This window comes from Ottowia sp. (assembly GCF_035325765.1).
Taxonomy (GTDB): Bacteria; Pseudomonadota; Gammaproteobacteria; order Burkholderiales; family Burkholderiaceae_C; genus Ottowia.
The window spans coordinates 23,191-39,859 of the sequence record NZ_DAOKZG010000009.1; the positions used below are offsets into that span (position 1 = coordinate 23,191).

The window sequence follows — 16,669 nt, forward strand, 5'->3', positions numbered from 1 at the left end:
CATGGACGGCCGGCTTCAGGGCGTGGCGGCCATGGTGCGCGTGGCGCGCAGTACCGAGGGCGTGCGGCGCAGGGTGCGCAGCACATGCTCGAGCTGCTCGCGGTCGCGCACGCTGATGACGAAGCGCAGGTCCAGCGCTTCGGGCGCCACTTCGTCGGTCATGCCCAGGTGCACGATATCGGCCTCGGCGGCGGCCAGCGCCGCCGCCACGCGCGCCAGCACGCCCTTGCCGTTGGTGACGGTGACGACGATGGCGACGTCGAAGGCACGCACCGGCTCGTCGGCCCAGGCGACGGTGATGAAGCGCTCCGGGTCCTTCTGCTGCAGGCGCCGGGCCACCGGGCAGTCGTCGGTGTGCACCACCAGGCCTTCGCCGCGGCCCAGGTAGCCGAGCAACCCGTCGCCCGGGATCGGGTGGCAGCAGGTGGCGTACTTGATCGAGACGTTGTCCGCGCCGTCGACGATCACCGCGCCCTGCGACAGGCTCTCGTGAGCGGTGTAGCGCGCCTGGCTCAGCAGCAGCGCGTCGGGCCTGACACCCTGCGCCGCCAGCAGCGTCACCAGGCGCTTGGCCACCATGCTCGCCGAGCGTCGGCCCAGGCCGATGTCGGTCAGCAGCTCCTCGCGCGAGCGGTTGCCGGTGAAGCGCAGCAGCTTGTCCCAGGTCGCCTTGTCGCTGCCGGGCGGCAGCTCGCCGACGCCCTCGGCGCGCAGCGCCTGTGCCAGCAGCTTGTCGCCCAGTTCGCGCGACTTGTCCTGCGCCAGCGACTTCAGGTGCGCGCGGATGCGCGAGCGCGCCCGGCCCGTGCGCACGAAGCCGAACCAGGCCGGATTCGGCGTCGAGCCGGACGAGGTGATGACCTCGATCACGTCGCCGTTGGCGAGCTCGGTGCGCAGGGGCACCTGCTCGCCGTTGATCTTGGCGGCGATGGTGCGGTCGCCGACGTTGCTGTGGATGGCGTAGGCGAAGTCGACCACGGTGGCACCGCGCGGCAGCGCCATGATCTGGCCGCGCGGGGTGAACACGTAGACCGCGTCGGGGAACAGGTCGACCTTGATGTTGTCCCAGAATTCGGTGGCGTCGCGCGTCTCGTTCTGGATGTCGAGCATCGACTGCAGCCACTGGTTGCCCAGTTGCACGCCGACGCTGGCGTGCTCGCCGGCCTTGTACAGCCAGTGCGCGGCGACGCCGGCCTCGGCCACCACGTCCATGGCCTCGGTGCGGATCTGGAATTCGATGTTGATGCTGGCCGGCCCCACCAGCGTGGTGTGCAGCGACTGGTAGCCGTTCACCTTGGGGATCGCGATGTAGTCCTTGAAGCGCCCCGGCACCGGCTTGTAGAGCTGGTGCAGCAGGCCGAGCGCGGTGTAGCACTGCAGCACCTCGGGCAGCACGATGCGCACGCCGTACAGGTCGTTGACCTGGGCAAACGACAGGCGCTTGTCGTTCATCTTGCGGTAGATCGAGTAGAGCGCCTTCTCGCGCCCGATCACGCGCGCCGCCAGGCCGGCCTGCGCCAGCACGCCCTCGACGTCCTGCTGCACCTTCTGGATCAGGTCGCGCCGGCGCTGGCGCGCGCGCGCCAGCGCTTTCGCCAGCACGCTGTAGCGCCAGGGCTTGAGGTGGCGAAACGCCAGGTCCTGCAGCTCGCGGTAGGTCTGGTTCAGGCCCAGGCGGTGCGCGATCGGCGCGTAGATGTCGAGTGTCTCGCTGGAGATGCGGCGCCACTTGCTGCGCGGCATGTCGCCCAGGGTGCGCATGTTGTGCGTGCGATCGGCCAGCTTGACCAGGATCACGCGCACGTCGCGCGCCATCGCCAGCAGCATCTTGCGGAAGGACTCGGCCTGGCCTTCCTCGCGCGTGTTGAAGCGCAGCTTGTCCAGCTTGGTCAGGCCATCGACCATGTCGGCCACCGGCGCGCCGAACTGCTCGACCAGGTCGGCCTTGGTGATGCCGCAGTCCTCCATGGTGTCGTGCAGCAGCGCCGCCATCAGCGCCTGCGCGTCGAGCTTCCATTCGGCCACCTGGGCGGCCACCGCGATCGGATGCGTGATGTAGGGCTCACCGCTGTGGCGCAACTGGCCCAGGTGCGCCTGGTCGGCAAAGCGGTAGGCCTTGCGCACCAGCTCGATGTCGGCCGGATCGAGATAGCCGATCTTTGCTTCCAGCGCGGCAAAGCTGGCGGCGGCGGCATTGGCCGCAGCCAGCGGATGCTCGGCAGACTGCTGCTGCGGGATCATGGGACGAATTTAACCATGATCCCCCCGGTCTGGCCTGCCGTCACGAAAAAAGGCGCCGGAAGCCGGCGCCTGGGGGATTCGGATGGGCGCGTGCGGCCGCGGGTCAGGGCACCTTGCGCAGCATCTCCAGCCCCACCTGGCCGGCGGCGATCTCGCGCAGCGCGGTCACGCCCGGCTTGTTGTCGGACTCGACCTTGGGCGCGTGGCCCTGCAGCAGCATGCGCGCGCGATAGGTGGCCGCCAGCACGAGCTGGAAGCGGTTGGGAATCTTCTCGAGGCAGTCCTCGACGGTGATGCGGGCCATGGCGGTCGGTGTGGTGCGGTGGATTCAGTCGATGTCGAGCGCCCGGAAGGTGTCGGCGCGGGCGCGCCGCTGCGCCTGGTAGGTCAGGCGCCGCGCGTGGACGATGGCTTTGAGGTCGAACAGCGCGCGCTCGAATATCTCATTAATTATAACGTAGTCGAACTGCCGCACCTGGGCCAGCTCCTCGCGTCCGTTGTGCAGGCGCAGCTCGATCACCTCGGCCGAGTCCTCGCCGCGGCGCAGCAGGCGCGCGCGCAGCTCCTCCCAGCTGGGCGGCAGCACGAAGATCAGCACCGCCTCGGGGAACAGCCGGCGGATCTGCAGCGCGCCTTGCCAGTCGATCTCCAGCACGACATCGCCGCCGGCGCGCAGGCGCGCATCGATGCCCTGGCGCGAGGTGCCGTAGCGCTGGCCGTGCACCTGGGCCCATTCGAGGAAGTCGCCCGCGGCGACCATCCGGTCGAAGGTGGCGGCGTCGACGAAGAAGTACTCGCGGCCATCCTTTTCCTGACCGCGCGGGGCACGCGTGGTGTGCGAGATCGAGGGCGCGACACCGGCGTCCACCTCCATCAGGGCCTTCACCAGGCTCGACTTGCCCGAGCCGCTCGGTGCGGCGACGACGAAGATGTTTCCAGGGTAATCCATGCTTTGCGGCGCTTGCAGCTATCGCTCCGATAGCGTGAAGCGCGACATTTTATGTCGCCCGGGCCAACACCAGCAGCAGGTTGTTGGCCGGCAGGGCGTGGCGCGCGCGCAGCGCCAGGCCATGGGCGCGCGCCTGCCGACGCATCTCGTCCAGCCGGCGCAGACCCCAGCGCGCGTCGCGTTTGCGCAGGTCGGCATCGAAGGCGAGGTTGCTGGCCGCCGTCGGCACGTCCGCTTCTAGTGCAGTGTTTCACGCTATCAGGTACTTATAACGAGTCGCCAAGGGGCCAGCTGCGCGGCGCGTGGCCGCAGGCATGGTGGGTCCATGTCAAGGCCACGCAACAAAGCAGATGGCCCCTTGGCGGCTCGCCCTGCGGGAAGCCAGAAAAAGGCTCGCGGCGGCGTTGCAGTTCTTGCCAAGGCCGCCAGCATTGGCTGCGAACCGCGCCTTGCCGCAAACCTTTTTCTGGCTTTTATAAGTGCCTGATAGAGTGAAACACTGCACTAGCCAGGGGCCGTAGATCACCAGCAGGCCGCCGGGCGCGAGGTGGCGCACCGCCCCGCACAGCAGCGCTGGCGTGCATTCGGGCGGGCTGATGTGCAGCAGGTTGGCGCAATAGACCAGGTCGAAGGGCTGCGCGAACGGCGCGCCGTCCGAAGGCCAGCGCCGTTCCAGCACGTCGAGGCGGCGCGCGGGCGCCACGTTGCGCGCGCCGGCGCGCGCCGCCCAGGCAGCGATGGCGCCGAATTGCGCTTCCGTGCGGTCGGTGGGCTGCCAGTGCCAGCCGGGCAGGGCGGCGGCAAAGTGCGCGGCGTGCTGGCCGGTGCCGCTGGCAATCTCCAGTGCCCGGCCACTGGGCGCCAGCAATGTCCCCAGCACGGCCAGGATGGGTGCGCGGTTGCGCTCGGCCGCCGCGCTGCAGGGCAGCCCGTCCGCCGGTTCGGGCGGCCTCATGGGGCCGGGTCCGGGGCCGCCGGGACGCCGGTGCCGCGTGCCGCCGCCGCGATGTCGAGGGCGCGCAGGCGCAGCGCCGGATCGTAGACGTCGCACACCAGGATCATCTCGTCGCAGGCGGTCTGGGCGGCCAGGGCCTGCAGGCCGGTGCGCACGGTCTCGGGGCCGCCGATCACGGCGCAGGCCAGGAAGTCGCCGATGCCGGCGCGCTGGGCCGGGGTGAGGGCCTCGAAGAAGCCCTCGCGCGGCGGTGCCAGCAAGCCGCGCTGGCCGGTCAGGATGCCGAGCACGCGCTGGAACACGCTGCCCGCCAGGAACAGCGCTTCCTCGTCGGTCGGCGCGGCCACCAGGGGCACGCCGATCATCACGTACGGCTGGGGCCAGTCGCGCGAGGGCTTGTACAGGCGCCGGTACAGCTCGATCGCCTGCAGCAGCAGTCCGGGCGCGAAGTGCGAGGCAAAGGCGTAGGGCAGGCCGCGTTCGGCCGCCAGTTGCGCCGAGAACAGGCTGGAGCCGAGCAGCCAGATCGGGACGCGCGTGCCGGCGCCGGGGTTGGCGATCAGCTTCTGTCCGGGTCGCGGTTCGTCCAGCAGGTGCTGCAGTTCGGCGACGTCGCGCGGGAAGTCGTCCACCGATTCCATGCGGTCGCGGCGCAGCGCGCGCATGGTCATCGGATCGGTGCCGGGCGCCCGGCCCAGGCCCAGGTCGATGCGGCCGGGGTAGAGCTCGGCGAGCGTCCCGAAGGCTTCCGCGACCACCAGCGGGGCGTGGTTGGGCAGCATCACGCCGCCCGAGCCGACGCGGATGCGCTGCGTGCCGCCGGCGATGTAGCCGACCAGCACCGCGGTGGCCGAACTGGCGATGCCCGCCATGTTGTGGTGCTCTGCCAGCCAGTAGCGCGCGAAGCCCAGGCGTTCGGCGTGCTGCGCGGTCTGCAGCGCAATGGCCAGCGCGTCGGCAACCGTGCGGCCCTCGCGTACGGCGACCAGGTCGAGCATGGAAACGGCGATTTCGTGCAGGGCTTTGGCCATGCCGGGATTTTGCGTCATGCGGGCATGGCCGTGGGCCTCCCGGGACAAGGGCGCGCGTGGCGCGGTCGCCCCGGTCCGTCGGGTCGGCGCGACGGGCGCGCAGCCAAGCCGCGGGCGCAAGGCGGTATATTTGACCCGTCCCCTGGTCGACCGTGGCCGCCGTGGTGGCGCGCTGGCGATCAGGCGCACGGCTTGCCCTGCAGCAATCGAGACCATGTCGACTGTTCCACTGCTGTCCGATGACGCCGCCGACCCACGGGTGCGCGCGGTCTTCGACGACATTCGCGCGAGCCGGGGGACGGATTACGTCAACCGGTTCTGGCGTGCCCTGGCCACCGATCCTGCACTGCTCGAGACGACCTGGGCCGAGGTCAAGCGCGTCATGGGCCAGTCGTCGGCGCTCGACGGCCTGACCAAGGAGCTGATCTACATCGCGGTCTCGGTGGCCAACGGCTGCGGCTACTGCGTGCATTCGCACACGGCGTCGGCGCGCGCCCGCGGCATGAGCGACGCGCAATATGCGGACCTGCTCGCGGTGGTGGCGCTGGCGGCCCGGACCAACCACCTGGCGACCGCGCTGCAGGTTCCCGTGGATCCGGCGTTCGACGCCACGCGCGCCTGACACGGACCGGCGCAAGCACCGCCATGAGTCTCGCGGCCAACACCGGTCCCCTGGTCGAGCGCAGCAAGCGCGAGGCGCTGCTGCAGGCCAGCGGCATGATCGAGCGCAGCCTGCAGGCGGCCAGCAGCGAGCTGCAGGAGGCGCAGCGCACGTCGCGTTCGGTGGCGCGGCGCATGCAACTGGAGGATGCGCTGGCGGCGCTCGATCGCCATGCCGCCACGGTGCGCAGCGAATTCCCGCGCCGGCTGCTGGCCGGCATCGACGCGATCCTGCATGCGACGCCTCCGGACGAGGCGCCGCGCAAGGCCCCCGGCGGGAGTTCGATGCTGGCCCTGCTTGACGAGGGCGAGGTGTCGCGCTTCGTCGAGGCCTCGCGCCTGCAGCAGAACGCCATGCCGTTGGTGGAACGCACGCTGAGCCAGCTCGATTCGCTCATGAGCTCCGCGCTGGGCCTGCCCGAGGTGCGCGCCGATCGCAATCCGTTTCGTCCGGAAATCCTGTGTGGCGCCTTGATGGAGGTGCTGCAGGACCTGCCCGAGAGCGACGACGTCCGCAGTCTCTGGGTGCGCTATCTGTCGACGCCGTTCGCGGGCGAGATGCGTGCCTTGTATGAAGCGCTGGTCGAGATGCTGGAGGCGCAGGGCGTGGAAGAGGCGCGCTATCGCGTCCGGCTGACCGCCGGCGGCGCCGCGCCGCATGGTGCCGCCAGCCGGACGACCGGCGCGGGAGGCGAGGCGGGCCCGGGCCCGACAGGCGGCGGCTTCGGTGGCGTCGCGCCGGGTGGCAGGGGCAGTCCTGGCGGTGCCGGCCCGGCGGGCGCGTCCCAGGCCGATGCTGGCCGGGCCGCGCGGGGCGAGACCGCTGCCGGTCGGGGCTTCGTGCCGCGCGTGCACGAGTTGTCGCGCAGCTCGCCCGCCGTGGAAGCTGCCGTGGTGCACGACTTCCTCTACCAGCCGCAGTGGTTCGAAACCTATGACGAACCCTTGCCTGAAGGCTACTACGAGGCCGTCGAGGCCGAGCAGGCGCGGCTGGCCCAGCAGGCGGAGCCGGCCTACGACGACTCGATGCGAGCGTTCGAGCTGGAGCGCCTGCGCGCGCAGGACGTGGTCGAGCGCAGCCCGCGCGCCGTGCGCGTGGACGCCGCGCTGGCGCCGGCGCAGTGGGGCGAGCTGGCCTCGGCCCAGGCGCGCACGCGCGCCCGGATGCAGCTCAAGGCGCGCGCGCAGCGCATCAGCCAGGTGCTGGGCCTGGATGCGGTGCGCCTGCTGCTCGAGCAGGTGGCGGGCGATGGCCGCGTGCTGGCGCCGGTGCGCGAGGCTTTCGTGGCGCTGGAGCCGGCGCTGCTGCGCCTGGCGCTCGACCAGCCGCGCTTCTTTGCCGAGGACGCACATCCCGCGCGCGTGCTGATGGAGGCGGTGGCCCAGCGCAGCTTCAAGTACAACGACGAATTCGCGCCCGAGTTCGAGCAGTTCATGGCGCCGCTGCGCGGCGCCGTGCGCAAGCTCGCTCAGGCGGCCGAAGTCAGCGCGGAAGACTTCCGGACCCAGCACGAGGCGCTGGAGACCGGCTGGAAGGCGGCCGACGAGGGCGGCGAGGCGGCCCGTGCGCAGGTCCTGAATTCGATGCAGTTCGCCCAGGAGCGCCAGGCCCTGGCCGACCGCGTCGCGCTCGACTTCAGCCTGCGCCCGGACCTGGTGGGCGTGCCGGCGGTGGTGGCGGATTTCCTGTATCAGGACTGGTCCCTGGTGATCGCGCACGCCCAGCTGACCCATCCGGGCACGGGCTCGCGGCTTGATCCCGGCGGCTACCTCGCGGTGGTCAGCGACCTGCTGTGGTCGGTCAATCGCGAGCAGGCCATCAAGCAGCCGGCGCGCCTGTTCGAGGTGGTGCCTGGCCTGCTCGGGACGTTGCGCCGCGGGCTCGAGATGCTGGGCAAGGAACCGGCGGAGACGCAGTCCTTCTTCGACGTGCTGATGCACTACCACGACCCGGTGCTGCGCCTGCGCCGCGTGCGCAGCGCACAGGATGTCGAGGCTTCGGGCCATGAGCGTGCGCGCAGCCTGCTCGATGCCCTGCCCTCGGTGCGAAGCGACGTGCTGACCGAACGACCCGTGCCGCGCAAGGCCGAGCAGCCGTGGCTGGCGCGGATCGAGCGCGAGGCGGCGGGCTTCGCCGACGTCGAGCCGGTGGAGGAAACCGGGGCATCCGGACTTGGCGAGGAAACCGGGGACGGCGCGCCGTCCTCGGTCTCGGGCCTGTCGCCTGTCGCCGCTGCGCCGGATCTGACCGAGTCGGCGACCCCGGGCGCGTCCGGCGGGGCGGCCGCGGCCGGCGCCGCGGCCGGAGGCGCGGAGGACGACCTCGCGGCGCGCGTCCGCGCCGAGGTGGCGCGCATGCGCGTGGGCGACTGGGTCGACCTGTATGTCCACAAGAGCTGGCGCCGCGCCCAGCTCAGCTGGACCAGCGACAACGGCTCGCTGTTCATGTTCGTCAGCCAGGGTGGGCGTGCGCACGGCATGACGCGTCGCACTTGCGAGAAGCTGCTGCGCCAGCGCCATCTGCGCCCGGTGGACATGGACCCGGTGGTCGATCGCGCGCTGCGCGAACTCGCGCGCGCCGGCGCAGCGCGGCGGGCCGGCAATCCCGCGCCGCACGTCGCTGGCTGAAGCGAGCCACCCCCGTGGCTCCACGCGCTGCGCGATGTTGCGTCCTCTCCCGTTGAGCATCGCTCGGCTGCCCCGAAGCTGCGAGGATACTCTCGGGCGGGGGCAGCGCAGCGTGGGGGCGTTGTGCCGGCGGTGCACCCAGGGACCCGGGGGATCCCGGCCACGGTTGCCCCGACTGGCCGGCTCCGTGGCCATCGGAGCAGGGGCGTTCCATGCATCGCCGGTGGCGCGCAGCGCGGCGGGGCAACGGGTGCGAACCTGCCTCCGAATGACAAGCGGCGGATGACTGCGCGGCGGAGCGCAGACGGGCCCTGTCAGCGATCTTCGCGCACCAGCCGGAAACCGAGCAGGACGTAGCGCGTGCTGGGCGTGTTCCAGTTGCGGAATGCCACCCGCGCGTAGAACGGCCAAGTGTGCCACGAGCCGCCGCGGCGCACGCGCACCTGGCCGCTCGGCGGGCCGGTGGGGTCGTCCACCGGCGAATGCGCGTAGTAGTCCGCTCCGTACCAGTCGGCGCACCACTCCCACACGTTGCCGATCATGTCGTGGACGCCGAACGCGTTGGGGGCATATTGGCCCACGGGGGCGGTAAAGACGAAGCCGTCGTCGCCGGGCGTCGCCTGCGCGGCCCACTGGGGCCAGAGGCGCGCCGTCTCGCGGTCGAAGGTGTTGGCACTGGCCAGCAGCGCCGCGGACGCGTCGCCGGCCGGATAGCGGCTGTGCGTCCCGGCGCGCGCCGCGTATTCCCACTCGGCTTCGGTCGGCAGGCGATAGCTGACGCCTTCGCGCACCGACAGCCAGCGTGCCATGGCGGACGCGTCGTTCCAGCTGACGTTGACGACCGGGTGCGCGTCGCTCTGGGCAAATCCCGGCTCCTGCCACGAATAGCGCGGGCTGCGGCCCTCGAAGGCATCGTGGCGCGCGGTTTGGGCCGGGTCGTAGTCGGCGCGATAGCCGTAGCCGCCGGTGCCGTCGGCGATCGATTCGGGCAAGTAGCCCGAGTCCTCCAGGAAGCGCCGGAATTGCCCGACCGTGACTTCGTGCACGCCGAGCCAGAAGGCCTGCGTGATGCGCACCCGATGCGCGGGCGTCTCGTCCGCGAGCTGTTCGATGCGCTGCGCTTCGATCTGCGGGAAAGCCTGCGCAAGGCGCGCCACGGATTCGCTGCGGCCCATCAGGAATTCCCCGGCTGGAATCCGCACGAATCGCATGCCGAGCGAGTTGGTGAGAGTGGGTGCCGCATCGGCGGCTGCCGTGGGGGTGTGCGCGGGCGGCGTCAGCGGGCTGCAGGCAGCCATCGCCAGCAGGCACGCCGCCACGCCGCACGCCCGCGATCGCGCGACCAGGTGATGGCGGCTCGCCGGTGCCATGGTTTCCGCGCGATCGTGGCAGGCGCCACACCCACTGTCAACAGGGGCCTGCTGCGCCGGTTGACGCGGATTTGCGTTCAGGAATGACGCAATGACTTTGCGGCGCTTCGACCTGAATCCGGCAGTTGGATGCGTCCTCACCCAGCAGGTGAACGTCATCGGGGCAGTCCAAGCCAATATTCATGCGGGTTTGAAGACGATGATCGGCGGTCAACCGCCGGATTCAGGTTCAATGACTGCGGAAATCATTGCGGCATGCCGACGCAAGCCGGCGTCATCGTTCATCTGTTCGCAAGCAAGGCGGTATCAGTCGGGCAGGAACAGCGCGGGGTTGACGGAGGCGCGGTTCAGCACCACGGTCCAGTGCAGGTGCGGTCCGGTGACGCGTCCGGTGGCGCCCACCGCGCCCACCCGGGCGCCGGCCGGCAGGCGCTGGCCGGGTGCGACGTCGATGCGGCTCAAGTGGCACAACATCGACAGCAGGCCGCCGCCGTGGTCCAGCCAGACCGTGTTGCCGTTGAAGAAGTAGTCGCCGGTGTCGAGCACGGTGGCGGCCAGCGGCGCCGCCACCGGCGTGCCGGTGGCCGCCGCGATGTCCATGCCGCTGTGCGGGTTGCGTGGCTGGCCGTTGAAGAAGCGGCGCTTGCCGAAGGAGTCCGAGCGCCGGCCCGGGCAGGGCGCGCGCATCGCGAGCTCGCCTGCCGGCACGGCGCTGAAGGTGGCAATCACCTGCTGCTGGTGCGCGCGCTCGCGCTCATGGCGTGCCAGGTCGGCCGGCGCGAGGTCGACCGTGCGCGGCGCCACCTTCAGGTGCTGCTCGGCGTAGTGCTTGTCGTGCACGGTGTAGGCGAGTTGGCGTGTCCGGCCATCCGGTCCGTCGACGCGGATCTGGCGCGTGCCCGGGCGGGTCGCCAGGGCGATGCCGACCAGGGCGGTCCACTGGATCGGGTCGCCGACCACCAGCAGCGGGATGTCGTCCGTGCTGGCGCGTGGCCGTTCGGGGGCGGGGCCCAGGTCGATGCGCGCCACCCCGCCCGGCACGGCCTCGGCCAGGGGTCGGACAACCGTGCCCGACGCGTGCGCCAGGGCTGGCCAGGCGCCGGCGCCGAGCGCAAGTCGCAGCAGGGCGCGGCGACGGGGCGTGCGAAATGCGGTGGTGTCGTGGGTGTGCATGAAATGCCTGGACAGCGTCGGGGCGTGGCGGAGTGTCGGTTCGAGACACGCACGACGGTCGTGCCGGTGCCGGTCGGACTCCAGGCTCGCCGTTGCCGCTATTCCCGGCGCACTTCGCCGCGCTCGATGCGAAACACGCAGTCGAGCATCTCGGCGGAATGCTGCAGGTCGGACTCGGACACGATGATCGACAGGCCCTCGCGCTTGAGGCCGGCGATGACCTCGGCGATGCGCCTGGACAGCGCCGGCGCGACCCCCTCGAAGGGCTCGTCCAGCAGCAGCAGCCGCGAGCCGCACATCAGCGCGCGCCCGATCGCTACCAGCTTCTGCTGGCCGCCGGAGAGCTGCAGCGCCTTGCGTTCGGCCAGCGGCTGGATCTCGGGGATCATGGCGCAGACGCGTTGCCAGCGCTCGGTGCTGGCCGGCAGCTGGGTCGCCCAGGCCGGCACCAGGATGTTCTCCTGCACCGACAGCTCGGGCACCAGGCGCCGGTCCTCGGGCATGTAGCCGATCCCGAGCGGGGCACGCAGGTGCGCCGGAGTGCGCGTGAGTTCGTGGTCATGGAAGCGGATGCGTCCGTGGCGCGCTGGCAGCAGTCCCATGATGCTGCGCATCAGCGTGGTCTTGCCGGCACCGTTGCGGCCGATCAGGCCGGCCATGGCACCGCCCGGCAGCTCCAGCGAGACCCGGCGCAGGATGTCGACCGTGCCGATCGAGACGTCGAGCTCGCTGACCGTCAGCATGCTGGCCCTGCCCCGGTCGCGGCCGCCGCACCGGCCGGCCGGCCGATCACGTAGCGCTGCACGTCCTCGCTGGCCAGCACCTCGGCCACCGGTCCGTCGGCCAGGATGCTGCCTTCGTCGAAGGCCAGCACGCGCTCGGCGTAGCGACTCACGATGTCCATGTCGTGCTCGACGAACAGCACCGTGACGCCATCGGCGCGCACCGCCTGCATGATGCGGTCCATGATGTCGAATTTCTCGTCGGTGCTGACGCCGCTGGTCGGCTCGTCCAGCAGCAGCACGGTGGGCCGCGCCACCAGCGCCATCGCGATGTCCAGCAGCTTGCGCAACCCTTCGGGCAGCACGCCCGCGAGCCGGCCGGTTTCGCTGGCCATGCCGAAGCGCCGGAGGATGGCATCGGCCGCCGCCCCCAGGTCGCGCCCCGGGTCGTGCCGCGCGTCGTGGCCGCGGCGCATGATGCCCAGGCCGACCACCAGGTTCTCGCGCACCGTCAGGCTGTTGTAGAGCTGCGGGATCTGGAACGAGCGGCAGATGCCGCGCCAGGTGATCTCGCGCGGCTTCAGGCCGGTGATGTCGCGCCCCTCGTGCCAGATGCTCCCGCTGTCGGGACGCAGGTAGCCGGTGATCATGTTGACGAAGGTGGTCTTGCCGGCGCCGTTGGTGCCGATCAGCCCGAGCACCGAATCGCGCGCCACCTGTACCGAGATGTCGCGCGCGCCCACCACGGCGCCGAAACGCTTGCCGAGCTGGCGGGCCTCGAGGATCACGTCCGCCATGTCATGCCTCGCGGCGGCGCTTGCGAAACAGCGACCACAGGCCGCCCGGCAGCAGGGCGATGATCAGCAGCATCGCGGTGCCGAGCGCGAGCTGCCAGGTGTTGGGCGCGTACTGCGTCGCCACGCTGCGCGTGACCTCGAAGATCAGCGATCCGAAGAAGGGCGCGATGATGCTGCCCGAGCCGGCCAGGATGGCGACGAACACGAACTCGCCCGAGGTGGTCCAGTAGGCGGTTTCGGGGTCGATGTGTCCCACGGTCATGGCGGCAAGCGCGCCGCCGGCGCCGGTCAAGGCGGCGGCGATCGCGTACTTGACGTGGATCGCGCTGCGCACCGAGGCACCCATGTACTCGACGCGGATTTCGTTGTCGCGGATGGCTGGCGACAGCCGCCCCAGCGCGGTGTCGAAATAGTGGTTCAGGGCCCAGGCGGCGAGCGCGGCCAGCACGCAGGTGAAGGCGTACAGCGGGTACTGGCCGCCCGCGCCCGACAGCGCCTGCCCGAACAGGGTGGGCGGTGCCAGGTTGAAACCGTCGGTACTGCCGAGCGCCTCGCTCTTCACCAGCAGCCCGTACAGCACCATCGAGAACGCCAGGCTCAGCATGGCGAAGAAGATGTCGCGGTAGTTGGCCATCAGGAAGCCGAGGACCAGGGCCACCAGGGTGGCCACCAGCATGCCCGCCAGCACCAGGAGCAGGGCATCGGTGATGCCGAAGAACAGTCCCAGGCTGCCGGCGGCGTAGGCACCCAGGCAGTAGAACAGCGCCTGGCCGAACGAGACCAGGCCGGTGCGCATCAGCAGCAGCAGGCCGAGCACCGCGAAGCCCTTGGCCAGCGCCACCGTGGCCAGGAACTGCCAGGTCGGCAGCAGCGGTCCCAGCACCAGCAGGGCCAGCAGCAGGGCGGCCAGCAGCAGGTCGGTGCGTCGCGTGGCGCTCATATCTTGCGCACCTCGGCGCCGGCAAACAGGCCCTTGGGGCGGAAGATCAGCACCAGCGCCATGGTCAGGTAGACGCTGGTGAGCTCCACCTGCGGCAGGTAATGCACGGCGGCCGAGCGCGCCAGCCCGACGATGAGGGCGCCGAGCGCGGCGCCGGGCAGGCTCCCCAGGCCGCCGATCACCACCACCGCAAAGGCCAGCACGATGACCTCGATGCCGATGCCCGGCACCACCGAGATCATCGGCGCCGTGAGCGCGCCGCCCAGCGCCGCCAGCATGGCGCCTGCCGTGAAGGTGATCAGGTAGAAGCGGTTGACGTTGATGCCCATGGCGGTGCTCAGCTCGCGATCGTGGATGACCACGCGCAGCAGCTTGCCCAGTCGCGTGCGCTGAAGCGTCCAGGCCAGCGCCACGCCGATCGCGACGGCCACCGCGACCAGCACCAGGTCGTACACCGGGTAGACGAGGGGGCCGAACTCGAGCGTGCCGAGCAGGCCGTAGGGTTCGCTGGCGAAGTACGGATCGACGCCCCAGACCAGCTTGATGACGTCCTCCAGGATCAGCAGCACGGCGTAGGTCACCAGCAGCAGCGTGATCTCGTCGTGGCCGTACATGTGCCGCAGCAGGCCGCGCTCGATCAGCGGGCCGGCGATCAGTCCGGCCGCGATGGCCGCGACCAGCAGCGCCAGGTAGCTGGCCAGCGGTGCCCAGCCGTGCGCGAACCAGGCGCCGACCAGCGACGCGGCCATGTACGCGCCCAGCGTGTACAGGCTGCCGTGCGCCATGTTGAGGATCTTCATGACGCCGTAGATCAGCGTCAGCCCCACGGCAATCAGGAACAGCCAGGACGCATACACCAGGCCGTCGATCAGGACCGCCGGCAACTGGCTCACGGGGTGGTCCTCCGCGCGTCGCCCGCTGCGTCACCGCGTCGCAGGCCAGGGTTCCGACGGACGCCGAGGGCCGCCGCGGGGCGCGGGTGTCGGGACGTGCGCACTCAGCGCTTGAAGCCGGAGTTGATCCAGTCCTGGCTCTTCACGCCTTCCGGCGGCGTCACCTGGTCGGCCTTGTAGTAGACGACGTCCGCCAGCGTGGTCTTGCCGTCCACCTGCTTGACGGTGCCGTAGGCCGCCTGATGGCCCTTGCCCAGGCTCAGCTTGACTTCGCCGCCGGGGCCTTCCCAGCTCATGTGCTCGAAGGCCGCGATGATCTGGTCCTGGCTCGGCGCCTGGCCCCCGTTGGCGGCCTGCGCCTTCTCGTAGGCGGCCTTCACGCCCAGGATGGCGTGCGCCATCTTGTAGGTCGGGTAGGTCGGCTGCGTCTTGAAACGGTCGGTGTAGGCCTTGCGGAACCAGTGGTTCAGCGGGGTGTCCGGGGCGAAATCGCCGAACTGGCCGCGCGCGCCGATGATCGTGCCGTCCGGGATCTGCTTGCCCAGTTTCACCAACTGGGGCTCACCCACGGTCAGCAGCACGCGCTTCTTCTGGAACAGCCCGCGCGCGGCACCCTGCAGGATCAGGGCATCGGTGTCGCCACCCCAGAAGCTCGAATGCACGACCTCGGCGTCGCTGCCCAGCAGGGCCGAGATCTCGGCGCCGTACTGCCCCGCGAGGAACTTCGGGAACTGCTCGGTCGAGATGGTCGCGTCCGGGAACAGCTGCTTCATCGAGGCCGTGAAGTCGTTCCAGGAGTCATGGCCCCAGGCGTAGTTCTGGTTGATGCCGGCGTACTTCTTGACCTGGATGCCGCGATCCTTCAGATACATGGCGGCCGCCACGCTGTCCATGGTGCCGGTCGCGCCGGTGCGGAACACGTACTTGTAGGAGCCTTCCTCGAAGATCTGCGGCGTGCCGCAGTCGAACATCACGGTCAGCTTCTTGAGCTCCTCGGCCACTGGCGCGATCGCCAGGCAGTCGCCGCTGGAGACGTAGCCGATCACCACGTCGACTCCCTGCTGCTGCACCAGGTTGCGGTACTCGGTGACCTGCTTGGTGGTGCCGCCCGACTCGTCGATGAAGCTCAGCTCGATCGGCGCACCGCCAAAGCCCTTGGTCGCGTAGGGCGCGGGAACCTTGCCGCCGTTGAGTTCCTCGGCCACGGCCTGCGCGGCGTCGCGCACCGGGATGCCGAAGGTGCCGGCCGGCGCACCCGAGAGGAAGGTCACGACGCCGATCTTGATCGGCTGGTCGGCCGCGTGGGCGGCAGGTGCCGCCAGCGCCAGGGTGGTCATGGCCACGGCCGGCAGCAAGGTGCCGAGCCATGTTCTTGCTTTCGCGTTGGGTTTCATGCAGGTCTCCTGGTCTCGGGTTGGTCTGCGCCGCCGATGCGCTGCATGCGGGCGGTGCGCCAGTGCGTTGCGGGGTTTGCCAGGCCAGGGCCTTGGGCCAGGGCGTCGGCTCCCTTCCTTGTTTTGCGCCCGGGCATCATACGCGAGCGGCCGGGCAGTTCAAGCCGCGGCCCGCAACCCGCTTTCGAAATGTGCCCGCATGCAGGCGTCGGCGCGCTCGGGGTCGCGCGCGCACAGCGCCGCCAGCAGCGCACGGTGCTCGCGCAGGGCGGCGCGCGGGCGGCCGTGCTTGTGCAGCGAGTGCTGGCGGTGCAGCTTCATGGCCTTGCGCAGGTCCTGCACCAGCTGCAGGCGCCAGCGGTTGTCGGCCAGCTCCAGCAGGCGCAGGTGGAAGGCCTCGTTGAGGGCGAAGAAGCGTGCCGTGTCGTCGACCGCGGCCTCCAGCTCGTGGTGCAGCGCCTGCAGTTCGGCCAGGTCGGCGTCGCTGGCCTGGCGCGCCACGGTGCGTGCGGCATCGGTTTCGAGCAGCGACAGCAGGTGGTAGACGTCGGCGAGGTCCTTGGGCGAGGCTTCGGCGACGTAGGCGCCGCGGCGCAGCTTCATCGTGACCAGCCCCTCGGTGGCGAGCACCTTGAGCGCCTCGCGCAGCGGCGTGCGGCTGATGCCCAGTTCGTCGGCGATCTTCAGCTCGTCGATCCACTCGCCAGGCGCCAGCTCGCGTGCGAAGATGCGCTGGCGCAGGCGCTCGGCGACCTCTTCGTACAGGGCGCGGCGGACGAGGGTGGCGGTCACGGCACGGATGTCGGGGAAAATATTTTCCGGATTCTAGGGCCAATACTGAATTTTAAATTAATAATTACAGCTTTGCTTCCCCGTCTTTTCTGCAACCCACCCAGCGGCCGGCGTCAAGCACCGG

Annotated in this window: 16 protein-coding genes; 2 read left to right on the forward strand and 14 right to left on the reverse strand. The window is 70.4% G+C overall.

Annotated features, from left to right (window positions below; genetic code table 11):
• Nucleotides 1-15 precede the first annotated feature (15 nt).
• The 6 genes from PKA16_RS05140 to PKA16_RS05165 all read right to left on the reverse strand — a co-directional run bounded on the left by PKA16_RS05140 (nucleotide 16) and on the right by PKA16_RS05165 (nucleotide 5,176).
• Nucleotides 16-2,241 carry a bifunctional (p)ppGpp synthetase/guanosine-3',5'-bis(diphosphate) 3'-pyrophosphohydrolase gene (locus PKA16_RS05140; protein WP_324401063.1) on the reverse strand — a complete coding sequence of 742 codons (2,226 nt, stop codon included), beginning with the start codon at nucleotides 2,239-2,241 and terminating at the stop codon, nucleotides 16-18.
• A 103-nt stretch (nucleotides 2,242-2,344) separates the two neighbouring features.
• Nucleotides 2,345-2,545 (reverse strand): DNA-directed RNA polymerase subunit omega, encoded by a 201-nt coding sequence (rpoZ, locus tag PKA16_RS05145; protein ID WP_324401065.1) that lies wholly within the window; start codon nucleotides 2,543-2,545, stop codon nucleotides 2,345-2,347.
• A gap of 24 nt (nucleotides 2,546-2,569) precedes the next feature.
• Complete coding sequence (gmk, locus tag PKA16_RS05150) at nucleotides 2,570-3,190, reverse strand: guanylate kinase (RefSeq protein ID WP_324401067.1); 621 nt, start codon at nucleotides 3,188-3,190, stop codon at nucleotides 2,570-2,572.
• A gap of 49 nt (nucleotides 3,191-3,239) precedes the next feature.
• Entirely contained in the window at nucleotides 3,240-3,419 is a 180-nt protein-coding gene (locus PKA16_RS05155) for a DUF938 domain-containing protein (protein ID WP_324401069.1), read from the reverse strand.
• 99 nt (nucleotides 3,420-3,518) lie between these two features.
• Nucleotides 3,519-4,145 (reverse strand): DUF938 domain-containing protein, encoded by a 627-nt coding sequence (locus tag PKA16_RS05160; RefSeq protein WP_324401071.1) that lies wholly within the window; start codon nucleotides 4,143-4,145, stop codon nucleotides 3,519-3,521.
• Nucleotides 4,142-5,176: an LLM class flavin-dependent oxidoreductase gene (locus PKA16_RS05165; protein WP_324401073.1), complete on the reverse strand. Its 1,035-nt coding sequence runs from the start codon at nucleotides 5,174-5,176 to the stop codon at nucleotides 4,142-4,144. Before PKA16_RS05165 ends, PKA16_RS05160 begins: the two co-directional genes overlap by 4 nt.
• Before the next feature lie 214 nt (nucleotides 5,177-5,390).
• Between PKA16_RS05165 and PKA16_RS05170 the strand changes: the two genes are divergently transcribed.
• On the forward strand, nucleotides 5,391-5,798 hold the full coding sequence (locus PKA16_RS05170; RefSeq protein ID WP_324401075.1) for a carboxymuconolactone decarboxylase family protein: 408 nt from the start codon (nucleotides 5,391-5,393) through the stop codon (nucleotides 5,796-5,798).
• A gap of 23 nt (nucleotides 5,799-5,821) precedes the next feature.
• Entirely contained in the window at nucleotides 5,822-8,464 is a 2,643-nt protein-coding gene (locus PKA16_RS05175) for a DUF1631 family protein (RefSeq protein WP_324401076.1), read from the forward strand.
• A 314-nt stretch (nucleotides 8,465-8,778) separates the two neighbouring features.
• On the opposite strand, the gene PKA16_RS05180 is transcribed toward PKA16_RS05175, so the two are convergent.
• The 8 genes from PKA16_RS05180 to PKA16_RS05215 form a co-directional block, all read right to left on the reverse strand.
• A complete protein-coding gene (locus PKA16_RS05180; RefSeq protein WP_324401078.1) occupies nucleotides 8,779-9,993 on the reverse strand; it encodes a formylglycine-generating enzyme family protein in 1,215 nt (404 codons plus the stop codon).
• A gap of 147 nt (nucleotides 9,994-10,140) precedes the next feature.
• Complete coding sequence (locus PKA16_RS05185; RefSeq protein WP_324401080.1) at nucleotides 10,141-11,007, reverse strand: peptidoglycan DD-metalloendopeptidase family protein; 867 nt, start codon at nucleotides 11,005-11,007, stop codon at nucleotides 10,141-10,143.
• Nucleotides 11,008-11,105: 98 nt separating this feature from the next.
• Complete coding sequence (locus PKA16_RS05190) at nucleotides 11,106-11,750, reverse strand: ATP-binding cassette domain-containing protein (RefSeq protein ID WP_324401082.1); 645 nt, start codon at nucleotides 11,748-11,750, stop codon at nucleotides 11,106-11,108.
• The gene (locus PKA16_RS05195) at nucleotides 11,744-12,526 is read right to left on the reverse strand and encodes an ABC transporter ATP-binding protein (RefSeq protein ID WP_324401084.1); all 783 of its coding nucleotides are present in this window, start codon (nucleotides 12,524-12,526) and stop codon (nucleotides 11,744-11,746) included. Before PKA16_RS05195 ends, PKA16_RS05190 begins: the two co-directional genes overlap by 7 nt.
• A 1-nt stretch (nucleotide 12,527) precedes the next feature.
• Nucleotides 12,528-13,466 carry a branched-chain amino acid ABC transporter permease gene (locus PKA16_RS05200; RefSeq protein WP_324401086.1) on the reverse strand — a complete coding sequence of 313 codons (939 nt, stop codon included), beginning with the start codon at nucleotides 13,464-13,466 and terminating at the stop codon, nucleotides 12,528-12,530.
• Nucleotides 13,463-14,359: a branched-chain amino acid ABC transporter permease gene (locus tag PKA16_RS05205; RefSeq protein ID WP_324401088.1), complete on the reverse strand. Its 897-nt coding sequence runs from the start codon at nucleotides 14,357-14,359 to the stop codon at nucleotides 13,463-13,465. The genes PKA16_RS05200 and PKA16_RS05205 overlap by 4 nt, the downstream gene beginning before the upstream one ends.
• 104 nt (nucleotides 14,360-14,463) lie before the next feature.
• The gene (locus PKA16_RS05210; protein WP_324401090.1) at nucleotides 14,464-15,753 is read right to left on the reverse strand and encodes an ABC transporter substrate-binding protein; all 1,290 of its coding nucleotides are present in this window, start codon (nucleotides 15,751-15,753) and stop codon (nucleotides 14,464-14,466) included.
• A 159-nt stretch (nucleotides 15,754-15,912) separates the two neighbouring features.
• On the reverse strand, nucleotides 15,913-16,554 hold the full coding sequence (locus PKA16_RS05215; protein ID WP_324401169.1) for a GntR family transcriptional regulator: 642 nt from the start codon (nucleotides 16,552-16,554) through the stop codon (nucleotides 15,913-15,915).
• Nucleotides 16,555-16,669: the final 115 nt, after the last annotated feature.